This window comes from Methylobacter sp. (assembly GCF_036845245.1).
Classification (GTDB): domain Bacteria; phylum Pseudomonadota; class Gammaproteobacteria; order Methylococcales; family Methylomonadaceae; genus Methylobacter_A.
The window spans coordinates 1-2114 of the sequence record NZ_DAIUEH010000120.1 but is presented as its reverse complement, the minus strand read 5'-3'; the positions used below and the strand labels follow the sequence as shown (position 1 = coordinate 2114).

3 protein-coding genes are annotated in these 2114 nt (G+C 45.5%); all 3 read right to left on the bottom strand.

Translation table 11 applies throughout. From position 1 onward, the window contains the following. Positions 1-363 precede the first annotated feature (363 nt). The 3 genes from V7051_RS24560 to V7051_RS24550 all read right to left on the bottom strand — a co-directional run bounded on the left by V7051_RS24560 (position 364) and on the right by V7051_RS24550 (position 1770). Positions 364-666, bottom strand: coding sequence for a type II toxin-antitoxin system RelE/ParE family toxin (locus tag V7051_RS24560; protein ID WP_333879385.1), 303 nt, complete (start codon positions 664-666; stop codon positions 364-366). Then, a complete protein-coding gene (locus V7051_RS24555) occupies positions 653-934 on the bottom strand; it encodes a type II toxin-antitoxin system ParD family antitoxin (protein WP_333879386.1) in 282 nt (93 codons plus the stop codon). The genes V7051_RS24560 and V7051_RS24555 overlap by 14 nt, the downstream gene beginning before the upstream one ends. A 317-nt stretch (positions 935-1251) precedes the next feature. Then, entirely contained in the window at positions 1252-1770 is a 519-nt protein-coding gene (locus tag V7051_RS24550; protein ID WP_333879387.1) for an ATP-binding domain-containing protein, read from the bottom strand. Positions 1771-2114: the final 344 nt, after the last annotated feature.

Below are 2114 nucleotides of genomic sequence, written 5' to 3'. Positions count from 1 at the left end.
GGAGATTGATTCAGAGAAAAACAGTTCTGACTATGTGGTTGGGGCGTGCGCTTACCTTATTATGTGCTTATTAACTTTTCGACAGGCACAAAAAAAGGGTTAGATTTGACTCTAACCCTTTGTTTTATTTGGAGCTGGCGATGGGAGTCGAACCCGAGACCGGCTGATTACAAATCACGTTATTGGTATATAACTAATTGATTTTATTTGTATTTTAATATCATTTTTTTGCGTGACCTGCATAACTGAGCATAACGAATCACGACCGAAACACGCAAAATTCACACGTAAAAAATGCAAGGGCTTTATGCGTTAGTCTATTTTGGCCATTTCGATGTTCGATCAAAAGGAGGTATTCAGGTGCTACAAGCTTCGCCCATAATCCATACGCTCATGCAGTATACGCGATATATAGATAGCATTTGACGCAATTCGATAGAAAATGATGTGCCGTCCGGCCGGAAAAGTCCTGTGCTCTTTGGAAATCTCAGCTCTCCGGTGTCCAATCTGCGGATTCTGCTGGATTGTCAGCAAGGCTTTATCGAATACAGCGCGGTAAACATAAACTTGGTTTTCACCCCAAGTCTCCAAAGTGTATTGTAGAATATCAGCGAAATCGTCTTCCGCTTGTGGCGAAAGGACTAATGGCAAGTTAGGGAGTAACATCGGCGCTGACTTTTTTACCATTACGAGCGTTGCTTAACGCTTTTTCGGTGATCGCCTCCAATCGACTGGCTGAATAAATAATGCCTTCACCACGATCTAACTGTTCATCGCCTATTTGCACAGCAGTCCGGAGCTTTTCAATCTTTTTGTCTTCTTCCCACATTCGTCTGATCGCATCGCGAACGACTTCGGAAGCGTTGCTGTAAAAGCCAGTGCCTACTTTGGCTTGAAGATATAGCTCGATTTCTGGGGATAAATTGATATGCATGATTCACCTCGCTAAGTATACATAACACGTACATATAATATACATCCGAAAGGAATATATTGCACATCACGCCGAAAACTATTCCAGGGTAATCGCGAACCTAACCAGACCAGCGTACATTTACCAACCTGCATAGTTTTCTATTCATTAGGTCTTTCTTGAATAACATTTTCACAATAATCCAGTCGACTGATTAGTTAACCATAATTGGCAAGCGAATTCGCTTTTGCTTTGCTAAACAAACTTTGTTCCGGCCAGATTCCTTGGCTTCGTATAGCGCTTTGTCGGCCAGATTAAGCCAGCCACCAGACTGGGTTTCATGAGTTTTTCCAATCCAGAACAAATAGCTGCCGCAGGCTAGAAATTGCGACTGGCAGTGCATTAGTGCAGGTTATACCAAGATAGGTTGCCGCTCGCGTTGTGCCAACATATAGATACTTATCGAAAAGCTGAGGATGCAGAGTAGCCAAGCGATCGATATCGAGAAAGAATACGGCCTCAAACTCCAGGCCTTTAATATGCTGAACATCAAATACTCGAACATCGTTATCCTGCCCCATCACTTGGCCCTTGGGGCAAGCAATAACCTGGAGGTTTTCATCCGCAAGTGCGGCATTCAACGCCTCAGCAATAGACTGAACCTCACTTTCATTTTGTACAAAGATAGCAATGGACGGTAATTGACCAACAAAAAGTTCGATTTCTCTAATTCGTTGTGCCAACCATTCAACCACTGCTGCCAGCTCCGAAGCCCCTTCTAATAAAGCAGGTGCCACACCTTCGCTGTCTACATAATCAGGTAAGGTCACTCCTTGATCTGCCCCCTCTGCTGCCATGATAATGGCTCTAGCCAGGTCGTTGAGTTGTCGGCTTTGACGGTAGGAGATGGTGATCTCCGAAGGAGTACAGGAAGCGTAACGTTAGTGGAGCGGCGTACGACGACCCCCGCGTAGCCGTAGCGGTCGGGCGTTTTGACGAAGTTGTAGCGATAGCGGAAGCGCAGTCAAAATGCAAGGCCATCCGACACGGCGTCAAGTCATTACGGGAGTCATGGCGCACAGCGTAGCAACGCGAAGTTGTGCGTCGTGACGGACGGAGGACGAACGCGGGCCGCCGAAGGCATTAATTGCTAGTAGTCAGTCATATTGAAGCGAAGCGATAATTTGTGATATAGCTATTG

Excerpts from the sequence above, each read along its gene's own strand:
- V7051_RS24550 (WP_333879387.1), bottom strand. The coding sequence starts at position 1,770 with ATGGCAGCAGAGGGGGCAGATCAAGGAGTGACCTTACCTGATTATGTA.
- V7051_RS24560 (WP_333879385.1), bottom strand. The coding sequence starts at position 666 with ATGTTACTCCCTAACTTGCCATTAGTCCTTTCGCCACAAGCGGAAGAC.
- V7051_RS24555 (WP_333879386.1), bottom strand. The coding sequence starts at position 934 with ATGCATATCAATTTATCCCCAGAAATCGAGCTATATCTTCAAGCCAAA.